Here is a 21,603-nt window from a genome sequence, read left to right on the forward strand (position 1 = left end):
CCCCCCCCCCCCCCCCCCCCCCCCCCCCCCCCCCCCCCCCCCCCCCCCCCCCCCCCCCCCCCCCCCCCCCCCACCCCACCCCCCCCCCCCCCCCCCCCCCCCCCCCCCCCCCCCCCCCGCCACGCCTCCCGCCGGGGCGGAAGCCCCCCGGCCACGCTTCCCACCGGGGCGGAAGCCCCCCCCGCCACGCCCAGCCCGATGGGCGGAAGCCCCCCACACCGCCTCCCCCTGAGGCCCCCCGCCACGCCCCGCCGCCCTTTCCCACCGCGCCCGTCCGCGCTACCTCTTTGCTCCCCGGCCCTTTCCACGGGCCGCCCCCATTCCCGGCGCGTCCCCCGCGCCGCCCGACCCAGACACCCAGGAGACCGCCCATGCGCCCCGACCTCTCGCCCCTCGCCGCCATCCTCGCCCGCACGCCGCTGCTCGACGCGGCCGGCGGGGCGGGGGGCGCCGCGGGCGACGCGTCGCCCTTCGGCGAGCTGCCCGAATGGGACCTCTCCGACCTCTACGCCGCCCCCGACGCGCCGGAATTCGCCGCAGATCTCGACCGCGTGCGGGACGAGGCGCAGGCCTTCGCGGCCGAGTACCAGGGCCGCCTCGCCGACCTCTCGGGCGACGAGATGGCCACCGCCCTCAAGCGGTACGAGGCGATGTCCTCCACCATCGGCCGGCTGATGTCCTTCGCCGGGCTGCGCTACTACCAGAACACCGCCGATCCCGCGCGCGCCAAGTTCATGGGCGACGCGCAGGGGCGGATCACCGACGACACCGCCTGCCTGGTGTTCTTCACGCTGGAGATGAACCGCATCTCCGAGGAGACCCTGCAGGCCCAGCTCGCCGCCTCTCCCGCGCTGGCCTATTACAAGCCCTGGATCGACCGCCAGCGCGCCCTCGCCCCGCACCAGCTGTCGGATGAGCTGGAGAGCTTCCTGCACGACCAGTCCGTCGTCGGCTCCGCCGCGTGGAACCGCCTCTTCGACGAGACCCAGTCGCGCCTGACCTTCGAGGTGGACGGCGAGACGCTGCCGCTCGAGGCCACGCTGACCCTGCTGTCGGACAATGACCGCGACAAGCGCGCCGCCGCCGCCGCGGCCCTCTCGGAGGTCTTCGCCGAGACGCTGCCGATCTACGTGCGGATCATGAACACCCTCGTGAAAGAGCACGAGATCGAGACCCGCTGGCGCAAGATGGGCGCCGCCGATGCGGGCCGGCACCTCGCCAACCAGGTCGAGCCCGAGGTGGTCGACGCGCTGCGCGAGGCGGTGATGGCCGCCTATCCGCGCCTCTCGCACCGCTACTACAAGATGAAGGCCAAGTGGCTCGGCCTCGAGAAGCTCGAGTACTGGGACCGCAACGCGCCCCTGCCCGGCGCCCCCGACCGCCAGATCCCCTGGACCGAGGCGAAGGAGACCGTCCTCTCGGCCTATGCCGGGTTCGACCCGAAGATGGCCGACATCGCCGCGCCCTTCTTCGACAAGGGCTGGATCGACGCGCCGGTGAAGCCCGGCAAGGCCCCGGGCGCCTTCGCCCATCCCACGGTGGTCGACGCGCATCCCTACGTGATGCTCAACTATCTCGGCAAGACCCGGGACGTGATGACGCTCGCGCATGAGCTTGGCCACGGCGTGCACCAGGTCCTCGCCGCGGGCCAGGGGGAGCTGCTGTCTTCGACGCCCCTGACCCTGGCCGAAACCGCCTCGGTGTTCGGCGAGATGCTGACCTTCCGCAAGCTGCTCGCGGCCGAGACGGACCCGGCGCGGCGCAAGGCGCTGCTGGCCGGCAAGGTCGAGGACATGATCAACACGGTCGTGCGCCAGATCGCGTTCTACGAGTTCGAGCGGCGCGTCCATGCCGCCCGCCTCGAGGGCGAGCTGACGGCCGAGGACATCAACGGCATCTGGATGGGCGTGCAGACCGAGAGCCTCGGCGACGCCTTCACCTTCGCCGACGGGTACGAGACCTTCTGGTGCTATGTGGGCCACTTCATCCACTCGCCCTTCTACGTCTACGCCTATGCGTTCGGCGACGGGCTGGTGAACGCGCTCTACGCCGTTTACGAGGCCGAGCCCGAGGGCTTCCCGGCCAAGTATTTCGACCTGCTGGCCGCGGGCGGCTCAAAGAAACATGGCGAGCTGCTGGCGCCCTTTGGGCTGGATGCCAAGGACCCGGCCTTCTGGGACAAGGGCCTGTCGCTGATCGAAAGCTTCATCGACGAGCTTGAAGCGATGGAGTGAGGCGGCGGGGGCCTGCGGGCCCCCTGCCCCCCTGCCCCCCCGCCCCCCGCCGCGCGCACGAAAACGCCCCGCGGGATCGCTCCGGCGGGGCGTTTCGCATCAGCCCTGCGCCCGGGGTCCTGTCCCGACCCGGGCGGGGCGCTCACTCCTCGGCGTCGGCCGCGGCGGGGGCGGGCTTCTCCGCCTCCTCCTGGTGGCGCGGCGGGCGCGGCGGGCGGCCGATCACGTCGCGCAGCTCGTCGAGCTCGATGAAGTTGTCGGCCTGGCGGCGCAGCTCATCGGCGATCATCGGCGGGTTGGAGCGGATGGTGGAGACCACCGAGCACCGCACGCCCTTGCGCTGGATCCCCTGGATGAGCGGCTTGAAGTCGCCGTCGCCCGAGAACAGGACCATGTGGTCGATCCGCTCGGCCATCTCCATGGCGTCCACCGCCAGTTCGATGTCCATGTTGCCCTTCACCTTGCGGCGGCCCGAGCTGTCGACGAATTCCTTCGCCGGCTTGGTCACCATGGTGAAGCCATTATAGTCGAGCCAGTCGACCAGGGGGCGGATCGGCGAATACTCCTGATCCTCGACCAGCGCGGTGTAGTAGAACGCTCGAACCAGTTTGCCGCGGCGCATGAATTCGGAGCGCAGCAGCTTGTAGTCGATGTCGAAGCCAAGGGCCTTGGCCGCGGCATAGAGGTTGGAGCCGTCGATGAAGAGGGCCAACCTTTCGTCCCGATAAAACATGTTTTCTCCTGACAATTCCCGTCCGCGTCTTTTTGGTGAGGCAAGCGGACGGAAATGTCCTCAGGCCCCTTGGGTGTGGGGTGCGCGCGGATCAGGCAAATGCGAACATATCGTTCATACCCGCGGTTGCAACGCTTCCGACACGGAAAAGTCGCATTTGGCCGCAAGAATCGACTCTCGACCCGTCATAAACGCGCGAGTCGCCCCGGCGCTTGAAACGCCCGGCGCGCCCGCATATAAGACGGGCTTCCTTTCCTTTCAGACGAGAAGCTGGAGCGCACATGGCCCGCGTCACCGTCGAAGATTGCGTCGACAAGGTTCCGAACCGGTTCGACCTGGTCCTTCTGGCCGCCCACCGGGCGCGTCAGATTTCCACCGGGGCGGCCATCACCGTCGACCGCGACAACGACAAGAATCCCGTCGTCGCCCTGCGCGAGATCGCGGACGAGATGCTCTCGCCCGACGACCTGCGTGAAAGCGCGATCGAAAGCCACCAGCGCCAGATCGAGGTGGACGAGCCCGAGGAGGACAGCATGGCCCTCCTGATGGGCGGCGGCGCCAGCGCCGACGTTCCCGCCGAGGACGATCTGACGGAGGAACAGCTCCTGCGCGCCCTGATGGCCGAGCAGGACAAGTCCTGAGCGAAGACCGCGGGGGGCGGCCGCCGCCCCCCGCCTCCCCCCGGAAGGCGACGCCGTGACCAGGCAGTTCGAGCTGATCGAGAAGGTCAAGGCCTACAACCCGGGCTCGGACGAGGGCCTGCTCTCGGCCGCCTATGTCTTCGGCATGCGCTCCCATGCCGGGCAATTCCGCAAGTCGGGCGAGGAATACTGGGTCCACCCCGTCGCGGTGGCCGACATCCTCACGGGACTGCGCCTCGACGACGCGACCATCGTCACCGCCCTTCTGCACGACACCGTCGAGGACACCGGCGCCACGCTGATCGAGCTGCGCGAGCTGTTCGGGGACGAGGTGGCCGAGCTGGTCGACGGCGTCACCAAGCTCACCAAGCTGCAGCTTTCCTCGACCGAGACCGAGCAGGCCGAGAACCTGCGCAAGCTGTTCTTCGCCATGTCCCGCGACGTGCGGGTGCTGCTGGTCAAGCTCGCCGACCGCCTCCACAACATGCGCACCATCGGCGCGATGCGGCCCCACAAGCAGGAGCAGAAGGCGCGCGAGACGATGGAGATCTATGCGCCGCTCGCCGGCCGCATGGGCATGCAGAAGATGCGCGAGGAGCTGGAGGACCTGTCCTTCACCGTGCTCGACCCCGAGAGCCGGGAGGACATCATCGCCCGGCGCGAGGAGCTGCGCGCGCGCACCGGCGACGTGATCGAGGCGATCACCGGCGACATCAAGGACCTGCTGGCCGCCGAGGGCATCGACGCCCGGGTCTATGGCCGCGAAAAGCGCCCCTTCTCGATCTGGCGCAAGATGCAGCAGAAGGGCGAGCCGTTCTCGCGCCTCTCGGACATCTACGGGTTCCGCATCATCACCCGCTCCGACATGGACTGCTACCGCGCCCTCGGCGCCGTCCACCGCAAGTGGCGCGCGGTGCCGACCCGGTTCAAGGACTACATCTCCCAGCCCAAGGACAACGGGTACCGGTCGATCCACACCACCGTCTCGGGCCGCGACGCGCGCCGGGTGGAGGTGCAGATCCGCACCGAGGAGATGCACGAGGTCGCCGAGACCGGCATCGCCGCGCACTGGGCCTACAAGAACGGCGCCCCGACCGAGAACCGCTTCGTCGCCGACCCGTTCCGCTGGCTGCGCGACCTGTCCGAGAGCTTCGAGACGGCCGAGAACCCGGACGAGTTCCTCGAGCACGTGAAGCTCGAGATGTTCCAGGACCAGGTGTTCTGCTTCACCCCCAAGGGCAAGGTCATCAAGCTGCCCCGCGGGGCCACGCCGATCGACTTCGCCTACGCGATCCACACCCGCATCGGCGATTCCTGCGTCGGCGCCAAGATCGACAACGTGCGCAAGCCGCTCTGGACCGTGCTGCAGAACGGCCAGACCGTGGAGGTGATCCGCGCCGAGGCGCAGCGCCCGCAGCCGGTCTGGGAGCAGATGACCGTCACCGGCCGCGCCCGCGCCGCGATCCGCCGCGCCCTGCGCTCGGAGCGCCGGGCCAAGCACGTGCGGATGGGCGAGGCGATCCTGCGCCAGCTGTTCGAACGGCTCGGGCGCGACTGGTCCTCGCGCACGCTCGATTTCGCCGCGCAGAAATTCGGCTGCGCGGATGCCGAGGATCTCCAGGCGCGGATCGGCGCGGCCGAGCTCTCGGCCGTGCAGGTCGCCGCCGCCCTCTGGCCCGACGTGGAGACGGACGAGATGCAGTCCCCCGCCCCCGAGGGCGACGGGATCAAGGGCCTCGACGCCGCGCGCCACGCGCATGAGGGACATTGCTGCCTGCCCGTCCCCGGCGACCGGATCATCGGCATCGCCGAGCCGGGCAAGGGTGTGACGGTCCACGCCATAGACTGCCCGATGCTGGCGCATTACGAAGAGGAGCCGGAGCGGTGGATCGACCTGCGCTGGGAGAATGACGGCGCCCGTCCCCGGCAGACGGCGCTGAGCCTGATCTTCGCGCATGAACGGGGGGCGCTGGCCAGGGTCTGCACGGTGATCTCGGACGAGTTCTCGGATATCATCGGGCTGGAATTCACCGAGCGGCGGCCGGATTTCTACCGGGCCCGGGTCGACGTGGAGGTCCGCGACCTGAAGCACCTCAACCGCATCGTAACCCGGCTTGCGGCAGAACCCGTGGTGACGGAAGTTCGTCGCATCCTGCCGGCCCGCGAAAGCGCGCTGGTGGCCGGGGCGCAGTCCTGGTCCGACCCGTCGCCGCGCGGCTTCGCGCAGGCGGCCCGGGCGGGCGGGGGCGGCGACGAGGGTCGCGGCGGGGATATCCGCGGCGACGCGGCGCCCGAGGGGGGCGCGGCGAAGGGGGATCCCGCGGCGGGCGATGCGCCCGGCGCGGGCGCGTAACGGCCGGGCGACCGGCGCGCAGGGACAGTGAGGGCCCTTCGGCATGGTGTTCAAACGGCGTGACAAGCCCCCGTTCTGGGATCGGCTCCGCGAAACGCTCGCCCCCCGCAAGGGCTGGCGGCGCGGCTATGTCTATCTCGGAAAGCGGATGCAGCGCCTGCCCGACACCCCGCACCGGATCGCCATCGGCTTCGCCTGCGGGGTGCAGGCCAGCTTCACGCCCTTCTTCGGCTTCCACTTCATCGTCGCCGCGGCGCTGGCCTGGATCTTGCGCGGGAACCTGCTGTCCTCGGCCGTCGGCACCTTCGTCGGCAACCCGCTGACCTTCCCGCTGATCGCCTCGTCGTCCTTCTGGATGGGCAGCCGCATCACCGGCATCCATTTCCACGCCCCGGACGGCCATTACGGCTTCGGCTGGCTGTGGGACAATCTCGACGCGATCTTCCTGCCCTATCTCGTGGGCGGGCTGCTGCCGGGGCTGGCGGCCTCGGTCGCCTCCTACCTGCTGCTGCGCCCGGCCGTGGCCGCCTTCCAGGCCCGCCGCCGCAACATGCTGATGCAGCGCGCGAAGGAGCGGATGAAGGCCCATGCCGCCCGCGCCGCCGCCTCGCGCAAGCGCCGCGCCGAGGCCAAGAACGCCCAGGGCGGCTCCGGCCACACCGCCCCCGACGCCGGAAGCGCCTGAGCCGGGAGGGCGCCCGCGCCCCTCGCGGGTCCACGCGCCGCGCCTTCGCCGCGCATATGGGAGCCGCCGGCGCCCCGCCCCACGGCGACACGCGCGCGGCGCCCGCAGGACGCCTGTCCTTGCCGCCACGCGCCTGTCCCCCCTCGCGCGCCCCCCCCTCGCGCCGCCCCTGCCCCTCGGCGCCCGGCGCCGCCGCCCCGCGCTGGGGCGCACGCTCCCGCCGCCCCTCTCCGGGGACGGACGCCCGCGCCCTGACGGCCATGCGCGCCGCGCCACTGGCGATCCGCGCGGAAATCCCTATCCTCTGGCCGACCGCACCCTTCTCGCGCGAAAGGCCTTCCATGTCCGGCTCCGCCCCCACCCGCGTCCGCCTCGGCGTCAACATCGACCACGTGGCCACCATCCGGAACGCCCGCGGCGGCGCCCATCCCGACCCGCTGCGCGCCGCCCGCGTGGCCGAGGCGGCGGGCGCCGACGGCATCACCGCCCACCTGCGCGAGGATCGCCGCCACATCACCGACCCCGACATCGAGGCCCTCGCCGCCACGCTCAAGGTTCCCCTGAACTTCGAGATGGCCGCGACCGCCGAGATGCAGGCCATCGCCCTGCGCCACGTCCCCCATGCCGTCTGCATCGTCCCCGAGAAGCGCGAGGAGCGGACCACGGAAGGCGGCCTCGAGGTCGCCGCCGATGAAAACCGCCTCGCCCACTTCATCGCGCCCCTGGCCGAGGCGGGCTGCCGGGTGTCGATCTTCATCGCCGCCGACCGCCGCCAGATCGAGGCCGCCGCCCGCATCGGCGCGCCCGTCGTCGAACTCCACACCGGCGCCTATTGCGACGCGCATTTCGAAGGCCGCTTCGCCGATCGCGACGCCGAGCTGGAGCGCCTGCGCGAGATGTCGGCCTTCGCCCATTCGCTGGGGCTCGAGGTCCACGCGGGCCACGGGCTGACCTTCGACACCGTCGGCCCCGTCGCCGCCTTCCCCGAGCTGCGCGAGCTCAACATCGGCCATTACATCATCGGCGAGGCGATCTTCTCGGGCCTCGACAGCGCCATCCGCCGGATGCGCGAGATCATCGACGCCGCGCGGCGCGAGGCGCTGGGCGAGGGCGCCGCATGACCGGGGCCGAGCTCGGCCTCGTCGCCGGGCTCTATGGCGCGGCGGTGCTGCAACCCACCCCGGCCACGCTCGGCCTGCTGGCCGAAAGCCTGCGCAACGGGCGCGGGCCGGGCCTCGCCTTCGCGGCGGGGCTGTGGACCGGCTCGGTGGCCTGGAGCCTCGCGGCCGCCTTCGGCCTCGGGGCCTTCCTGCTCGCCCATCCCGGCGCGGCGCAGGCGGCGCGGGTCCTCGGGGGGGCGTACCTGCTGTTCCTCGCCGCCCGCGCGGCGCGCAACGCGGTCCGCGGGCGCAAGCCGCCCGGCGAAGGCGCCCCGCGGGGGCGCGAGCCGATGCGCAGGGTCTTCGCGCGCGGCCTCGCGCTGCAGCTGTCCAACGCGCAGTCGGCGCTGTTCTGGGCGGCGCTGTTCTCGGTCGTCGTCTCGCCCGAGCTGCCGCCGTCGGAACTGGCCCAGCCGCTGCTCCTCTGCGCCCTGCTCGGGGTGATCCGCTTCGGGGGGCTGGCGCTGATGTTCTCCACCGCGCGGGCGCTGGCGGTCTGGGCCCGGGCGGCGCGCCCGCTCGAGGGCCTCGTCGCGCTGCTCTTCGCCGCCGCGGGCGCGGCGCTCATCGCGGGGCGCTGAGCCATGTCCCGCGACCCGGTTCACCAGCAAGGCGAGGGGCGCCCATGATCATCGGCATCGGATCCGACCTGGCGGACATCCGCCGGATCGAGGGCACGCTGGAGCGGTTCGGCCAGCGCTTCGTGCAGCGCGTCTTCACCGAGGTGGAGCAGGCCAAGTCCGAGAAGCGGCGCGAGCGGGCGGCGAGCTACGCCAAGCGCTGGGCCGCGAAGGAGGCGATGTCCAAGGCCCTCGGCACCGGCCTGCGCATGGGCGTCGCCTGGCGCGAGATGGGCGTGGTGAACCTGCCCTCGGGCAAGCCCACCATGCGGCTGACCGGCGGCGCGGCCCGGCGCCTGGCCGAGCTCACGCCCCCCGGCCATTCTGCGGTGGTGCATGTGACCATCACCGACGACCATCCCTGGGCGCAGGCCTTCGTGGTGATCGAGGCGCTGCGCGACGGGCTCGAATCCCTGTCCTTCCCCTCGGACGAGGACCGCCCGAAGGCGTGAGGCGCCCCCGCGCCTCGCTTGACACGTCCCGACCCGCGCGCGACAACCCCGGCGAAAGACCGCGGCGCCTTCGCCGCGGTCCCCAGATGCATTTTCGGAAGGCCCCACCCCATGGCGAAGAAGAAGGAGAGCCTTGGCGAGCTCGTGAAAACGGTCGTCTATGCGCTGCTCATCGCGGGCGTGTTCCGCACCCTTCTGTTCCAGCCCTTCTGGATCCCCTCGGGCTCGATGAAATCCACCCTGCTGGTCGGCGACTTCCTGTTCGTCTCCAAGTATTCCTACGGGTACTCCCAGCACTCGCTGCCCTTCTCGTTCCTGCCCTTCGACGGGCGCGTGCTGGCCTCGGAGCCGGAGCGCGGCGACGTGATCGTGTTCAAGCACCCGCGCAACCAGCAGGACTACGTCAAGCGCCTCGTCGGCCTGCCCGGCGACCGGATCCAGGTGACCGAGGGCATCCTCTACATCAACGGCGAGGCCGCGCCCCAGCGCCCGAACGGCGAGTTCCTGGAGCCCGCGCCCTATGGCGTGCGCCTGCAGTGCAAGGAATGGCGCTCGGTCGACGGCGAGCGGCTGTGCGTCAAGGACAGCTTCATCGAGACGCTGCCCAACGGGGTCGAGCACGTGGTGCTGAACGCCGATTCCAACAACGCGCCCTACACCGACAACACCCGTGAATTCGTGGTCCCCGAGGGGCACTTCTTCTTCATGGGCGACAACCGCGACAACTCCTCGGACAGCCGCGCCGATCTCGGCATGGTGCCGTTCGAGAACCTGATCGGCCGCGCCGACCTCATCGCGCTCAGCTTCGGCGGGCAGATCTGGGAGGTGTGGAACTGGCGCGCCGACCGGTTCTTCGTGTCGATCAACTGACGGGCGGCCGGGATGGCGAAGCGCGCCCTTGAAGACGCGGCGGCGGCGCTGGGCACGGCGCTCGGCGTGCCGGTCGAGCCCACCCCGCGGCTGGAGGAGGCGCTGACCCACGCCTCCGCCTCCTCCGTCGCCCGCCCGCACAACGAGCGGATGGAGTTCCTCGGGGACCGGGTGCTGGGGCTGGTGATCGCCGAGGCGCTGTACGAGGCGTTCCCGAACGCCTCCGAGGGCGAGCTGGCCCCGCGCTACAACCAGCTGGTGCGCAAGGAAAGCTGCGCCGCTGTGGCGGCGGGGCTGAACCTCGGCGACCTGATTCGCCTCGGCCGGTCCGAGCACGCGACCGGCGGGCGGCGCAAGACCGCCGTCTTGGGCGACGGGATGGAGGCGCTGATCGCCGCCGTCTATCTCGACCAGGGCATGGATGCGGCCCGCAAGGCGATCCTCCGGCTCTGGGGCCCGCTGATCAAGGCCGCCGCCGCCGCCCCCGCCCCGCAGGACGCCAAGACGGCGCTGCAGGAATGGGCGCAGGCCCGCGGCCAGACCCCGCCGAAATACGAGGTTCTGGAGCGTTCCGGCCCCGATCACGCCCCGGTCTTCACCGTGGCGGCGCAGATGAAGGACGGCGCCCGGGCCGAGGGCAAGGCGCAGTCCAAGCGCGCCGCCCAGCAGGCCGCCGCCGCGGCGCTCCTCGCGCGGCTCGCCCCCGATCACGCCGCCGCGGCGAAGGACGGCGCGTGAGCGCGCGACCCCGCCGGCAGCCCCCGCAGGCCTGGATCGGCCTGTGCCACATCGTCCGCGGCTCCGCCGGTCCGACGGAGACGGAATTCCTCGATGGCGGCGCCATCGGCGCCTACATGCTGACGCTCGCCCTCTGCACCTCGCCCACCGCCTATCGCGAACTGGTGGTCGCCTGGTTCGACGCCCGCGGCGCGGCGGTGGTCGGGATCGAGGACGTGCACCCGCTGACCGAGGCGGACCTCGCGCGCGAGGACCCGCACGAGGCGCAGGCGCTGCGCGATTTCGCCGGGCATCTCGGCCAGGACGGGCCGGTCGAAGCCGCGCTCGGATTTACGTATGATAAGGCGTCGGCCTGATGCGCCGCCCTGCAACCTCGTCGCCCCCGGATGGGCGAGCGGAGACCAGATGACCGAAGACACCGCCCCCCCCGCCGCCCCCGAAGGCCCGACCCGCTGCGGCTTCGTCGCCCTGATCGGAGAGCCGAACGCGGGCAAGTCGACCCTGCTCAACCGCATGGTCGGCGCCAAGGTCTCCATCGTCACCCACAAGGTGCAGACCACCCGCGCCCGCATCCGCGGCGTGGCGCTGGCGCCGGAGCAGAACGCCCAGGTCGTGTTCATCGACACCCCCGGCCTGTTCCGCCCGCGCCGCAAGCTTGACCGCGCCATGGTCGCCGCCGCCTGGGGCGGGGCCGAGGACGCCGATGTCGTCGCCCTGCTGGTCGAGGCCCACCGGGGCGTGACCGAGGGCGTGGAGACCATCCTCTCGGGCCTGCGGGACCGCGCCCCCCGCGGCCGCCTGATCCTGGTGATCAACAAGATCGACCGGGTGAAGGCCGAGCAGCTGCTGGCGCTGACCGCGAAGCTGAACGAGGCGGCGGATTTCGAGGCGACCTTCATGATCTCGGCCGAGAAGGGCCACGGGGTCGAGGACCTGCGCGCCTGGCTCGGGGAGCGGATGCCCGAGGGGCCGTGGCACTACCCCGAGGACCAGATCGCCGACGCGCCGCTGCGGATGATCGCCGCCGAGATCACGCGCGAGAAGCTGACCCTGCGCCTGCACCAGGAGCTGCCCTACCAGCTGACGGTGGAGACCGAGAGCTGGGAGGAGCGCAAGGACGGCTCGGTGCGCATCCAGCAGATCATCTACGTGGCCCGCGACGGCCACAAGGGCATCGTCCTGGGCAAGCGGGGCGAGACGATCAAGGTGATCGGCGCCGAGTCCCGCACCGAGATCGAGGCGCTGCTGGAGCGCAAGGTGCACCTGTTCCTCGAGGTGAAGGCGCGGCCGAACTGGATGGAGGAATCCGAGCGCTACACCCATATGGGCCTCGATTTCACCGACACGAAGGGCTGAGCGCGGTGGTGCGCCTGACCACCGAGATCTGGGTCTCGGCCTACCTGGTGCGGCTCGGGGCCGCCCATATCCCGACCTATGTCACCGCGAAGGGCGACGCCACGGCGGGCGCGGTGCTGGTGAAATGCGCGACGCTCGACGGGAACGCCGACCTCTGGGCGCGGGAGCCGGGGCCGAACTGGGAGCCGGTCTGGACCCGGATCAAGCGCGGGCCCGAGGCGGAGATCGACGCCGCGGCGGCGAAGCGCCGGGACGCGGACCCCGACCTCTGGGTGCTCGAGCTCGAGGACCGCGCCGGGCGCACCCTGCTCGAGGATTTCGGGCTGGCCTGAGGCGCTCCCCTGCCCCCCCGCAGACATGAAAACGGCCCCCGGCATCGCCGCCGGGGGCCGTTTCCTGTTTCACGCGGCGCACCCCGGGGGGCGCGGCCCGTCACTGGGCGACGGAGGCGAGATAGGCCGCCACGTCGTCGCCGCCCTTGCGCAGCTTGTAGGACATCTTCGACTTGGCCTTGCCGTCGTCGAGATAGGTGCGCAGGAACTCTTTCGGATCGGCGACGTACTCGGCCAGGTTCTCCTCGGTCCAGACGAGGCCCTTCTCACCGGCGGCGACCAGGTCGTCGCCATAGCGGAAGCCGTCGACCGTACCGGCGGTGCGGCCGATGATGCCGTAGAGGTTCGGGCCGGTCTTGCCGCCGCGGAAGATGGTGTCGTCGCCGTTCTGGATCATGTGGCACGACTTGCACTTCTTGAACGTCTTCTCGCCCGCGCCGGCATCGGCCGCGAAAGACGGGGCGGCGGCGAGCGCCAGGCCCATGGCCACGAGGGTCGTGGTCGCGAAGGTCTTCATAGGTTCGTCTCCTCCAAGAGGGCTGGGGTTTTTCCTAGCTGCGCAGAGGGGAACATAGGGCTTCTGGAGCGTCAACCACACCAAAGAACCGTGTTTTCTGCGTGGCGGAACGCCGCTGCGCTGCCGGTAATCAGGGCCGCGCCGCCCTCCCGTGCGGGGGCGGCCCCAAGGGGGGGCGGCAGGGTCCGGGACCGGCCCGGACCCCGCGCCGGTCAGGCGGCGACGCGGCTGAGCGCGCAGCGGGACCACAGGTCGTGGAGCGCCTTGACCAGGTGCTCGATATCCTCGTCCGTGTGGAGCGGCGAGGGGGTGAAGCGCAGCCGCTCGGTCCCCTTCGGCACGGTCGGGTAATTGATCGGCTGCACGTAGATCCCGTAATCGTCGAGCAGGATGTCCGAGATCATCTTGCACTTCACCGGGTCCTTCACCATCACCGGGACGATGTGGGACGGGTTCGGCAGGTGCGGGATGCCCATGTCGTCGAGCCGCTTGCGCAGGCGCGCCACGGCGCGGCGCTGGCCGAGGCGTTCGTCGTCGGACGTCTTGAGGTGCTGGATCGACGCGCAGGCGCCCGCGGCCACCGAGGGCGGCAGCGAGGTGGTGAAGATGAAGCCCGAGGCGAAGCTGCGGATGAAGTCGCACAGCGCCGAGGAGGCCGCCACGTAGCCGCCCATCACGCCGAAGGCCTTGCCCAGCGTGCCCTCGATCAGGGTCACGCGGTCCATCAGCCCCTCGCGCTCGGCCACGCCGCCGCCGCGCGGGCCGTAAAGGCCGACGGCATGAACCTCGTCCAGGTAGGTCATCGCGCCGAACTCGTCCGCGACGTCGCAGATCTCCTTGATCGGGGCGATGTCGCCATCCATCGAGTAGACCGATTCGAAGGCCACGATCTTCGGCCGGTCGGGGTCCAGTTCCGACAGGTGGCGGCGCAGGTCCTCGACGTCGTTGTGCTTCCAGATCCGGCGGTCGGCCTTGGAATGGCGCATCCCCTCGATCATCGAGGCGTGGTTCAGCGCGTCCGACAGGATCACCGCGTTCGGCAGCTTGGCGCCGAGCGTCGACAGCGCCGCCCAGTTCGACACGTAGCCCGAGGTGAAGAGCAGCGCCGATTCCTTGCCGTGCAGATCCGCCAGCTCTTCCTCCAGCGCCACGTGATGCACGTTGGTGCCCGAGATGTTGCGGGTGCCGCCCGCGCCGGCGCCGCAGGTCTCGATCGCCTCGATCATCGCCGCGCGCACCTTGGGGTGCTGGCCCATCCCGAGATAGTCGTTCGAGCACCAGACCGTCACGTCATGCTGGCGCTGGCCGGTGCGGCGGGTGGCGCGGGGGAAGTCCCCGACCTGCCGTTCCAGGTTCGCGAAGACGCGGTAGTTGCCTTCCTCGCGCAGCGCGTCGAGCTGGCTTTCGAAAAACGCTTCGTAGTCCATTCCTGCCTCCGCAAGCGCCGGGGCTCCGCGATGCGGCGCCGCCGGTGTCCTGAGCTTCGCGCCCGAGCGCGTTCCCGGCCCCGAGGGCCGCCTTGCGGCCGGCCCTTCCGGGCCCGCCTTCGCGCCGTCCGGGCGGCGATGGATCGCCCCGGCCTCCCGCGCTGGTGGTTTCACACCCCACCCGTTTCGGCGGAAAAGCTTTCCCGCGCCTTGATCTGAGTCATGCAAAATACCGAATTCATCACCCGGGACAACGGTCCCAATGTCGCTATTCCGCAGTGTTTTCCGGGGCCCCGCCCCCGAAGGCCGAAGCCGGGTTCAACCGCATGACGCCGAGGTTCAGCGTCGCCGCATAGGCGCCCCACAGAAGCGTCGGAGCGACCATCAGGGCCGCCAGCGGATCGATCCCCGCGAAGCCCCAGACCGTGCCCGCCAGCGCGATCCACATGGCGCAGATGATGCCGAGCCCGAGCCGCGGCAGCCGCAGCCCGAAGAACACCGGCGACCACAGCGCGTTGAGCGTGATCTGCAGCGCCCAGAGGCCGAGGCCGAGCGCCCCGCGCCAGGCGTCTTCCTGCCCTGCCGCCAGCGCCGCGGCGACCCGGCCCGCCCCCAGCGCCATCAACACGTAGAGCAGCGTCCAGGCCACCGGGAACAGCCAGTTCGGCGGCGTCCAGGACGGCTTTTGCAGCCCCGCGTACCAGGCGCCGGGGCGGAACAGCGATCCGGTCATCGCCGCGGCGGCGCAGGCCCCGAAGGGCCCGATATAGAAGGGCAGCTGGTCCATGGTCGCGCTCCTCGGCAGGTGTCTCGCCCGGCCAGATAGCGCCGCGCCGCCCCGGACGCCAGCCCGGGGCGGAACACGGGGCCGTCAGCGCCGCCCGCGCGGCGCGGCGCGGCCCCGCCCGGACACGCGCCGCACGGTCACGCGCCGAACGTGTCGGTGGTGATGCCGTCATACCAGCCGAGGCTCTCCTCGTAGGTCTGCTTGCGCAGCGCCGCATCCTCGCCGACCGCCGAGATGAAGCCCGAGGTCTTGGCGATCTTCTCCTCGGTCGCCTCGTAGGCGGCGCCGACCTTCACGCCGTCATCCGTGCCGATCAGCGACCAGCAGGTGTTGGCGAACTTGGCCGGGAACAGGCGCGACCCGGTCAGGTCCGCGCGCACCGCCATCGCCGCCACCTTGGCCTGGGAATTGGCCGAGAAGCCGGATTTGGGCATGTCGCCGTTCTGCGTCGCGTCGCCGATCACGTAGATGTTCGGGTCCATCTTCGACTGCATCGAGGCGGGGACGATGGGCGCCCAGCCGGCCTCGTTGGTCACGCCCGCAAGCTCGGCGATGCGGCCCGCCTTCATGCCCGGGATCACGTTCACGACGTCGCCCTTGTAGGTGTCGCCGCCCGCGCTGACGGTCATCGCCGCGGGGTCCACCCCCTCGATCCCGTCGATGAAATCGCCGCCGATCCATTCGACCATGCCGCCGTAATGGCGCGCCCAGCCGTCCTGGAACAGGGCCTGCTTGGAGAATTTGGGCTTCGGATCGAGGATCAGGATCTTCGCCGTCGGGTTCTCGGCCTTCAGCTTGTGCGCGATCATCGACACCCGCTCATAGGGTCCCGGCGGGCAGCGGAACGGGTTCGGCGGCGCGACCATGATGAAGGTCCCGCCCTGGGGCATCGCCTCGAGCTGCGCCTTGAGAAGCTGCGTCTGGCTCCCGGCCTTGTAGGCGTGGGGCATCGCGTGCTGGGCCGAGACGCCCCAGCCGGGCACCGTCTCGGGGCGGAAATCGATGCCCGGGGACAGCACCAGCCGGTCATAGGGCACGGAAGAGCCGCCCGCGAGGGCCACGGTCTTCGCGTCCCTGTCGACCCCGATGGCCCAGTCATGGACCACGTTGATCCCGAAATCCGAGACCAGCGCGCCATAGCCATGGGCCAGCGACTGGAATTCGCGGAAACCGCCGATATAGAGGTTCGAGAAGAAGCAGGTGTAATAGGTCCGCGTCGGCTCGATCAGCGTGACGTCGACCGCGCCCTTGCCGTCCTTGGCCAGGTAACGGGCCGCCGTGGCGCCGCCGACGCCGCCGCCGATCACCACGACATGCGGCCGGGCCTGGCCGATGGCGGCGGGGGCGGCGAGGGCCGCGGTCGCGGCGCCCGCGGCGCCGACGAAGCCTCGTCTGGTCAGTTTCATCATCTGTTCCTTCCCTGGATACCTGGCGTTCATTTTTGTTGTCAGTCGTCTTCGCGCCCCCCGCATGCCTATTTCGGGGGATGCGCCGGGCCGCGTTCAGTGCGCCTCGGCGAACCAGGCGGCGAGCCCGGCGATCTCCTCGTCCGAGAGCCGCTGCGCCATCATCCGCATCACCGGGTGGGGCCGATGCTCGTTCTTGTAGGCGTGCATGGCGGTGACGAAATCCTCGGCCGGCCAGCCCACGATCGAGGGGATGCCCCGGTCGGCGCCGTCGGCCTGGTGGCAGGTCACGCATTCCGAGGACAGGTATTCCCCGTAGGCCGGGTCGCCCTGGATCGCGAGGATCGCGGGATCCACGTCAGGGTCCCGCGGCGCCGCGGTGGGGGCCGATTCGGGGATGTCCGAGGGGCTGGCGGTATAGCCGCGCAGGAAGGCGATCAGGTTGGCGCGGTCCTGCGGGTCCTTGATGCCGCGGAAGGCCATGCGGGTGCCGGTGACCAGCGCCTTGGGATTCTCGATATAGATGTCGAGCTTCTCGGTGGTCCAGGTCAGCCCGTCATCGCCCGCGCGCTGCATGTCCTTGGAATAGCGGTAGTCCTCGACCGTCGCGGCGCGGCGCCCGAACACGCCGTTCAGGTGCGGGCCGACCCGGTTGCGCGCGTCCTCGCCGACCATGTGGCACGACTTGCACTTCTTCCAGACCTGCGCGCCCGCCTCGGCATCCGCCAGGTCCGCGGCCGCGGCGGGCGCGGCGAGGGCGAGGATCCCGGCAAGGGCCGCGGCGCCCGCCCCGGCGGCGGCGCGCAGGACAAGGGTCTTCGGCGCGCGCGGAGCGCCCGCGCGTGTCTTCGCTTCGCTCATGAAGCCTCCCGAAAGCCGCCCGGCGGGCCGCGCCCTGCGGGGCGCCCGGACCTCCCGATCCGCGGCGCCCGGCGCGGGCCGCGCGGGGCATTTTCACATCGTTTCTTTGTTTAATTAGCCCCTGATTCCCCCCTTCTGTCAACGCTTTCAGACACTTCGCACCCGCACAGGGGCCCGCCGCGGGCGCCGCGCCGCACAAAAGCAAGCGGGCCGGGGGATGCCTCCCCCGGCCCGCAGCGTGAAATCCCTTCTGGAACAATCCCTTGGGCGGGATCACTCCATCGCGTCGCCCTCGCCCTCGGGGGTGACGTCGAGCACCGCGGCCCGCTTGGTGATCTCCACCGAGGTCTTGCAGTCGCTCATGCACACCTCGCGTTTCTTCATCACCGGGCTGTCCATGCGGTCGTCCGGATAGAAGTTCGCCTCGTTGGGCAGGCGCACCTCGAGGAAATTCTCCTTCGACAGTTCGAAGTCGTCATCCACGAGATCATTGAGATACATCAGGTAGGCGGTGATGGCGTAGGTTTCATCCGCCGAGAGGCTCTGCGCTTCGCCGAAGGGCATGGCGCGGTGGACGTAATCCCACACCGTCGACAGGTACGGCCAGTAGGAGCCGATGGTCTTCACCGGGCGCGCGTCCGCGAGGGTGCCCTGCCCGCCCGCGAGCACGGGCCAGCGGTCCACGCCCTCGCCGAAATCGCCGTGGCAGACGGCGCAGCGGTCGTAGAACAGCTCCTCGCCATCGGCCACAGACCCGGCGCCCTCGGGCAGGCCGAGCCCGTCGGGGCGCACGTCGATGTCCCAGGCCGCGACCTCCTCGGGCAGCGCCTCGCGCCCGAGGCCGAACTGCCCGGCGGTCGCCGGCAGCGCGATGGCGGCGGCGAGGCCGGCGGCGGCGGCGATGCGGGTCAGATCAAGAGATTTCGACATTTTCCGCGTCCCCGTTCTCGTTCACGTACCAGGTCTGGATGCCGTTGTTGTGGTAGATCGAGTTCACCCCGCGCACGGCGCGCAGCTCTTCCTTGGTCGGCTGCACGTAGCCGGTGGAATCGTGGGCGCGCGACTGCAGCAGCAGCGGTGTGCCGTCCCAGTCGAACTCGAAATAGAACCGGTGCATCGACTTATCGAGGCTCGGGCCCGACATGCGCGCCTTGTACCAGTTCTTGCCGCCGTCGATGGTGACGTCCACGCGCGGGATCGTTCCGCGGCCGGACCAGGCGACGCCGGTGATGACGGTCGGGCCCTTGCCATGGGTGATCGGCGCCTGGGGCGAGGGGTTGGTGATCACCGACTTGGCGTCCATCTCCCAGGTGAAGCGGCGGGCTTTGCCGTTGTCCATCAGGTCGGTGTACTTGGACGTCTCCTCGCGGTGATGCCAGGGCTGGTCCCCGACCTCGATCCGGCGCATCCACTTGACCCACATGTTGCCTTCCCAGCCGGGAACGCACAGGCGGACGGGGTAGCCCTGCTCGGGGCGCAGCGCCTCGCCGTTCATCTTGAACGCGACGAGGCAGTCGTCCATCGCCTTTTCCATCGGGATCGAGCGGGTCATGCCCGACGCATCCGCGCCCTCGGGCAGGATCCACTTGCCGTTCGGCTTCACGCCCGCTTCTTCGAGCAGCAGCCGCAGCGGGACGCCCGTGTACATGACGTTGTGGATCATGCCGTGGGTGAACTGGCAGCCGTTGAGCTGCGCGCCGCGCCATTCCATGCCGGAGTTCGCCGCGCATTCGAGGAAGTACACGCGGTTCTCGCGCGGGAAACGCTTCAGGTCCTCGAGCGTGAAGACCAGCTCCTTCTCCACCAGGCCGTTGATCATCAGGCGGTATTCCGCCGGATCGACCTGCGCGGCGCCGCCATGGTGACGCTCGAAGCACAGCCCGTTGGGGGTGATGATGCCGTCGAGCTCATGCAGCGGCGTGAAGTTGACCGAGGAGACCGGGTCGGCGGTCAGCCAGGGCACGTCGCGGCGCACCACGTGGGATTCGAATTCGGACGGCATGCCGTAGGGCGCGGCGTCGACGCCGTCGCCCGGATAGACGGTCCAGTCCGGCAGCTCGGTGATCGCCGGATCGCCCGCGGCGCGCGCGGCGCCCGCGGCGGCGGCGAGGCCCCCGGCGGCCGCCAGGCCCCCGGTCAGGAAACGGCGGCGGCTGGCGACCAGGTCGTCCCCGGCCGGCTTGGCCGAAGCCGGAACGCGCGCTCCGCCCTTCGATCGATCGGTCATGCGTATCCTCCCGCATTCTCTTACATCGTCAAATTCATTTAACTGAATTCGACAGTGGATTCAATCGCCACGGCGGCCTGTTTCAAGCGCGAACGGTCGCAGCCAGGCCGGCCCGGGCGTCGGAGGGTCCGGGGCCGCGCGGCGGCGCGGCCCGGGAAAGCGGCGCGCGCGGGCGCCGCGGGGGGATCGCCCGCGCTGCCGCGGGCGTGAAAGCTCAGCCGGCCGAGACCTGGACCGACTTGTTCGGGTCGACCGACACCGTGCCCTGGCGGGCGATGTAGTTCTCGACCACGTTCCAGATCTCCGGCCCCTCGGTGCCCTCGTTGACCGAGGCCCAGCCGCCGACGACATAGGTTTTCGCCGGATCGATGGCCTCGCCGGTCTTCAAGAGGGTCATGTTGGTGATGCGGCTGCCGATGGGCTTGGTCACGTCGATGGCGTAGCCCATGCCGCCCATGCGGACCATGTCGCCGCCCTGCTGGTAATAGGGGTCCGGGTTGAACAGGTTGTCCGCCACGTCCTCGAGGATCGTATGGATCAGCTCGCCCGTCATCTCGGACCGGTAGCAGTTGGGGTAGGTCATCGAGGTGGCGTTGAAGATGTCCTCGCGGGTGATGTCCTCGCCCGGCATCAGCGACGGGCCCCAGCGGAAGCCCGGGGACATGGCGATGTCGCACTCACGCTCGTCGATGATCGCGTTGCAGATCAGGTCGTCCCAGGTGCCGTTGAAGTTGCCGCGGCGGTAGAGGAGCGAGTCCGTCTTGCCGATCACCTCCTCCAGCTCGGCCTTGAACGGCGCGCGCTGGTCGTCGATCAGCTTGGCGACCTCGGGGTCCGGGGCGATCACGTCCGAGAAGATCGGGATCAGCTTGTGGCTGTAGCCCTTCACCTCGCCGTCGCGGACATCCAGGTCGAGCCGCCCGACGAACTTGCCGTTGGAGCCGGAGGCGAGCAGCAGCGTGTCATTGACGATCAGCGGCTCGGGCAGCGCGTCATGGGTGTGGCCGGTCAGGATCACGTCGATGCCGTCGACCTGCGCCGCCAGCTTGCGGTCCACGTCGAAGCCGTTATGGGACAGGACCACGACGCAGTCCGCGCCTTCCTCGTCGCGCACCTGGGCGACCACCTCGCGCATGCGTTCTTCACGCACGCCGAAGGAGAGGCCGGGGAACATCCAGCCCGGGTTGGCGATGGGCAGGTAGGGGAAGGCCTGGCCGATCACGGCGATCTTCACGCCGCCGCGCTCGAACATCTTGTAGGGCTCGTAGGCGGGCTCGTCCCACTCGGCGTCGAAGATGTTGGCGCCGAGGAAGGGGAAGCCGAGGCTTTCCACGATCTCGTCCACCCGGTCGCGCCCGAGGGTGAATTCCCAGTGCGAGGTCATCGCGTCGGGCTTCAGCGCGTTCATGACGTTGACCATGTCCTGGCCTTCCGTCTGGTAGCAGGTGTAGGAGCCGTGCCAGGTGTCGCCGCCGTCGAGCAGCAGCGCGCCCGGGCGCTCGGCCCGGATCGAGTTGATCACGGTGGCCACGCGGTCGAGCCCGCCGACGCGGCCGTATTCCTTCCCGAGCGCGACGAAGTCGAGATAGGTCAGCGCGTAGGCTTCCGGCGTCTGCGTCTTCATGTTGAAGAGCTTGAGGAAATCCTGGCCCGTCACGTGCGGGACCTTGCCCGCGGCGGCGCCGACGCCGAGGTTGATCTCCGGCTCGCGGAACCAGATCGGCTTGAGCTGGGCGTGGATGTCGGTGACGTGGATCAGCGTGACGTTGCCGACCGTCTCATGGGCCAGCAGCTGGTCCTGGGTCAGCTTCTGCTGGGCGGCGAGCCGCCCCCAGTTCCCGATGCCGGACGCGCCGACGATCGCCGAGGCGGCGATGGTGGTCTGGAGGAAATCCCTGCGCGCGATCATGCTCAAACTCTCCGTTCTGCACCCGGGGCCGGGGGGCCGCCCGGTCCGGGCCGCGCCCCGTTTCGGGAACGCTCGTGTCTTGCGGCGCGCCGCCTGGGGCGCCGTCTGCGGGTCGGCGCCGGGCGGGGCGCCGGGATGTCTTGCGCCCCGATGCGCCGGGGCCGCGTCCCCCCGGGCGGCGAGAAGAGGCGCCGGGGAGAGGTCGCGGGGGGGGGGGGGGGGGGGGGGGGGGGAGGGGGGAGCTCTGCCTGAGGTTTGTCGTTTTCGGGGGGGGGGGGGGGGGGGGGAGCTGGGG

Annotated in this window: 21 protein-coding genes; 12 read left to right on the forward strand and 9 right to left on the reverse strand. The window is 70.5% G+C overall.

Features of this window, described 5'->3' with window-relative positions:
* Window positions 1-371 precede the first annotated feature (371 nt).
* Window positions 372-2,234 (forward strand): M3 family oligoendopeptidase, encoded by a 1,863-nt coding sequence (locus ACQ5SO_RS19635; RefSeq protein ID WP_430943346.1) that lies wholly within the window; start codon window positions 372-374, stop codon window positions 2,232-2,234.
* Window positions 2,235-2,376: 142 nt separating this feature from the next.
* On the opposite strand, the gene ACQ5SO_RS19640 is transcribed toward ACQ5SO_RS19635, so the two are convergent.
* A complete protein-coding gene (locus tag ACQ5SO_RS19640) occupies window positions 2,377-2,967 on the reverse strand; it encodes an NYN domain-containing protein (protein ID WP_430943347.1) in 591 nt (196 codons plus the stop codon).
* A 281-nt stretch (window positions 2,968-3,248) separates the two neighbouring features.
* Here ACQ5SO_RS19640 and rpoZ point away from each other — a divergent pair, with 281 nt between their 5' ends.
* From rpoZ to ACQ5SO_RS19695, 11 genes are all read left to right on the forward strand, one after another.
* Entirely contained in the window at window positions 3,249-3,608 is a 360-nt protein-coding gene (rpoZ, locus tag ACQ5SO_RS19645; protein ID WP_430943348.1) for a DNA-directed RNA polymerase subunit omega, read from the forward strand.
* Between the two features lie 55 nt (window positions 3,609-3,663).
* The gene (locus ACQ5SO_RS19650; RefSeq protein ID WP_430943349.1) at window positions 3,664-5,961 is read left to right on the forward strand and encodes a RelA/SpoT family protein; all 2,298 of its coding nucleotides are present in this window, start codon (window positions 3,664-3,666) and stop codon (window positions 5,959-5,961) included.
* A 43-nt stretch (window positions 5,962-6,004) separates the two neighbouring features.
* Entirely contained in the window at window positions 6,005-6,646 is a 642-nt protein-coding gene (locus ACQ5SO_RS19655; protein WP_430943350.1) for a DUF2062 domain-containing protein, read from the forward strand.
* A gap of 341 nt (window positions 6,647-6,987) precedes the next feature.
* Window positions 6,988-7,767 (forward strand): pyridoxine 5'-phosphate synthase, encoded by a 780-nt coding sequence (locus ACQ5SO_RS19660; protein WP_430943351.1) that lies wholly within the window; start codon window positions 6,988-6,990, stop codon window positions 7,765-7,767.
* On the forward strand, window positions 7,764-8,387 hold the full coding sequence (locus ACQ5SO_RS19665) for a LysE family translocator (RefSeq protein ID WP_430943352.1): 624 nt from the start codon (window positions 7,764-7,766) through the stop codon (window positions 8,385-8,387). Before ACQ5SO_RS19660 ends, ACQ5SO_RS19665 begins: the two co-directional genes overlap by 4 nt.
* 44 nt (window positions 8,388-8,431) lie before the next feature.
* Window positions 8,432-8,878 (forward strand): holo-ACP synthase, encoded by a 447-nt coding sequence (gene acpS / locus ACQ5SO_RS19670; protein WP_430943353.1) that lies wholly within the window; start codon window positions 8,432-8,434, stop codon window positions 8,876-8,878.
* 111 nt (window positions 8,879-8,989) lie between these two features.
* Complete coding sequence (gene lepB, locus ACQ5SO_RS19675) at window positions 8,990-9,748, forward strand: signal peptidase I (RefSeq protein WP_430943354.1); 759 nt, start codon at window positions 8,990-8,992, stop codon at window positions 9,746-9,748.
* Window positions 9,749-9,760: 12 nt separating this feature from the next.
* Window positions 9,761-10,486, forward strand: coding sequence for a ribonuclease III (gene rnc / locus ACQ5SO_RS19680; RefSeq protein WP_430943355.1), 726 nt, complete (start codon window positions 9,761-9,763; stop codon window positions 10,484-10,486).
* On the forward strand, window positions 10,483-10,842 hold the full coding sequence (locus ACQ5SO_RS19685) for a hypothetical protein (protein WP_430943356.1): 360 nt from the start codon (window positions 10,483-10,485) through the stop codon (window positions 10,840-10,842). The genes rnc and ACQ5SO_RS19685 overlap by 4 nt, the downstream gene beginning before the upstream one ends.
* A gap of 49 nt (window positions 10,843-10,891) precedes the next feature.
* The gene (gene era, locus ACQ5SO_RS19690) at window positions 10,892-11,842 is read left to right on the forward strand and encodes a GTPase Era (RefSeq protein WP_430943357.1); all 951 of its coding nucleotides are present in this window, start codon (window positions 10,892-10,894) and stop codon (window positions 11,840-11,842) included.
* A 5-nt stretch (window positions 11,843-11,847) separates the two neighbouring features.
* The gene (locus tag ACQ5SO_RS19695) at window positions 11,848-12,174 is read left to right on the forward strand and encodes a DUF1491 family protein (RefSeq protein WP_430943358.1); all 327 of its coding nucleotides are present in this window, start codon (window positions 11,848-11,850) and stop codon (window positions 12,172-12,174) included.
* A 100-nt stretch (window positions 12,175-12,274) separates the two neighbouring features.
* Here the strand turns inward: ACQ5SO_RS19695 and ACQ5SO_RS19700 are convergent, their stop codons facing one another.
* The 8 genes from ACQ5SO_RS19700 to soxB form a co-directional block, all read right to left on the reverse strand.
* Complete coding sequence (locus ACQ5SO_RS19700; protein ID WP_430943359.1) at window positions 12,275-12,691, reverse strand: c-type cytochrome; 417 nt, start codon at window positions 12,689-12,691, stop codon at window positions 12,275-12,277.
* Window positions 12,692-12,903: 212 nt separating this feature from the next.
* Window positions 12,904-14,118 (reverse strand): 5-aminolevulinate synthase, encoded by a 1,215-nt coding sequence (gene hemA / locus ACQ5SO_RS19705; protein ID WP_430943360.1) that lies wholly within the window; start codon window positions 14,116-14,118, stop codon window positions 12,904-12,906.
* A 268-nt stretch (window positions 14,119-14,386) separates the two neighbouring features.
* Window positions 14,387-14,905 (reverse strand): TspO/MBR family protein, encoded by a 519-nt coding sequence (locus ACQ5SO_RS19710; RefSeq protein ID WP_430943361.1) that lies wholly within the window; start codon window positions 14,903-14,905, stop codon window positions 14,387-14,389.
* 137 nt (window positions 14,906-15,042) lie between these two features.
* Window positions 15,043-16,311, reverse strand: a complete 1,269-nt coding sequence (locus ACQ5SO_RS19715) for an FCSD flavin-binding domain-containing protein (RefSeq protein WP_430943366.1) — start codon at window positions 16,309-16,311, stop codon at window positions 15,043-15,045.
* A gap of 96 nt (window positions 16,312-16,407) precedes the next feature.
* A complete protein-coding gene (locus ACQ5SO_RS19720; protein ID WP_430943362.1) occupies window positions 16,408-17,172 on the reverse strand; it encodes a c-type cytochrome in 765 nt (254 codons plus the stop codon).
* A gap of 273 nt (window positions 17,173-17,445) precedes the next feature.
* Complete coding sequence (locus ACQ5SO_RS19725; protein WP_430943363.1) at window positions 17,446-18,102, reverse strand: c-type cytochrome; 657 nt, start codon at window positions 18,100-18,102, stop codon at window positions 17,446-17,448.
* The gene (gene soxC / locus ACQ5SO_RS19730) at window positions 18,086-19,399 is read right to left on the reverse strand and encodes a sulfite dehydrogenase (protein ID WP_430943364.1); all 1,314 of its coding nucleotides are present in this window, start codon (window positions 19,397-19,399) and stop codon (window positions 18,086-18,088) included. The genes ACQ5SO_RS19725 and soxC overlap by 17 nt, the downstream gene beginning before the upstream one ends.
* Before the next feature lie 214 nt (window positions 19,400-19,613).
* Window positions 19,614-21,308 (reverse strand): thiosulfohydrolase SoxB, encoded by a 1,695-nt coding sequence (gene soxB, locus ACQ5SO_RS19735; RefSeq protein ID WP_430943365.1) that lies wholly within the window; start codon window positions 21,306-21,308, stop codon window positions 19,614-19,616.
* Window positions 21,309-21,603 lie beyond the last annotated feature (295 nt).

This window comes from Rhodovulum sp. DZ06 (assembly GCF_050586345.1).
In the GTDB taxonomy this organism is placed as follows: Bacteria; Pseudomonadota; Alphaproteobacteria; order Rhodobacterales; family Rhodobacteraceae; genus JBOCEF01.